General features: G+C 55.4%; 1 rRNA gene. It reads left to right on the top strand.

The features are described from left to right. Positions 1-204: 204 nt before the first annotated feature. Positions 205-1,723: ribosomal RNA gene (locus IBX18_RS41775) — 16S ribosomal RNA — on the top strand. Positions 1,724-1,738 lie beyond the last annotated feature (15 nt).

Here is a 1,738-nt window from a genome sequence, read left to right as displayed (position 1 = left end):
GTGTGTGCGTGTGTTCTTTGAGAACTCAATAGTGTGTCGATGAATGTCAGTGCCAATTATTTAATTGGTTCCGGCTTCTCATACCCCCCGGTTGAGAGGTCGGACATTTAGTCAGCAAATCTTTTTGCTGGCGTTTTGTTTTGCTAGGTTTTCGGACTCTAGTTATTCTTCTGATTAGCCTCTTCGGAGGTAGGTCAAGAGTCTTCAACGGAGAGTTTGATTCTGGCTCAGGACGAACGCTGGCGGCGTGCTTAACACATGCAAGTCGAGCGGTAAGGCCCTTCGGGGTACACGAGCGGCGAACGGGTGAGTAACACGTGGGTGATCTGCCTCGCACTTCGGGATAAGCCTGGGAAACTGGGTCTAATACCGGATATGACCATGGAATGCATGTTTTGTGGTGGAAAGATTTATCGGTGCGAGATGGGCCCGCGGCCTATCAGCTTGTTGGTGAGGTAACGGCTCACCAAGGCGACGACGGGTAGCCGACCTGAGAGGGTGACCGGCCACACTGGGACTGAGACACGGCCCAGACTCCTACGGGAGGCAGCAGTGGGGAATATTGCACAATGGGCGAAAGCCTGATGCAGCGACGCCGCGTGGAGGATGACGGCCTTCGGGTTGTAAACTCCTTTCGACAGGGACGAAGCGAAAGTGACGGTACCTGTAGAAGAAGCACCGGCCAACTACGTGCCAGCAGCCGCGGTAATACGTAGGGTGCGAGCGTTGTCCGGAATTACTGGGCGTAAAGAGCTTGTAGGCGGTCTGTCGCGTCTTCTGTGAAAACTTGGGGCTCAACCTTAAGCTTGCAGGCGATACGGGCAGACTAGAGTACTTCAGGGGAGACTGGAATTCCTGGTGTAGCGGTGAAATGCGCAGATATCAGGAGGAACACCGGTGGCGAAGGCGGGTCTCTGGGAAGTAACTGACGCTGAGAAGCGAAAGCATGGGTAGCAAACAGGATTAGATACCCTGGTAGTCCATGCCGTAAACGGTGGGTACTAGGTGTGGGTTTCCTTCCACGGGATCCGTGCCGTAGCTAACGCATTAAGTACCCCGCCTGGGGAGTACGGCCGCAAGGCTAAAACTCAAAGAAATTGACGGGGGCCCGCACAAGCGGCGGAGCATGTGGATTAATTCGATGCAACGCGAAGAACCTTACCTGGGTTTGACATACACCGGAAACCTGCAGAGATGTAGGCCCCCTTGTGGTCGGTGTACAGGTGGTGCATGGCTGTCGTCAGCTCGTGTCGTGAGATGTTGGGTTAAGTCCCGCAACGAGCGCAACCCTTATCTTATGTTGCCAGCGCGTAATGGCGGGGACTCGTGAGAGACTGCCGGGGTCAACTCGGAGGAAGGTGGGGACGACGTCAAGTCATCATGCCCCTTATGTCCAGGGCTTCACACATGCTACAATGGCCAGTACAGAGGGCTGCGAGACCGTGAGGTGGAGCGAATCCCTTAAAGCTGGTCTCAGTTCGGATCGGGGTCTGCAACTCGACCCCGTGAAGTTGGAGTCGCTAGTAATCGCAGATCAGCAACGCTGCGGTGAATACGTTCCCGGGCCTTGTACACACCGCCCGTCACGTCATGAAAGTCGGTAACACCCGAAGCCGGTGGCCTAACCCCTTGTGGGAGGGAGCCGTCGAAGGTGGGATTGGCGATTGGGACGAAGTCGTAACAAGGTAGCCGTACCGGAAGGTGCGGCTGGATCACCTCCTTTCTAAGGAGCACTTCT

Origin of the sequence: Nocardia sp. XZ_19_369 (assembly GCF_015355715.1) — a bacterium.
Lineage (GTDB): Bacteria > Actinomycetota > Actinomycetes > Mycobacteriales > Mycobacteriaceae > Nocardia.
This window is presented reverse-complemented; position numbering and strand designations above follow the sequence as displayed.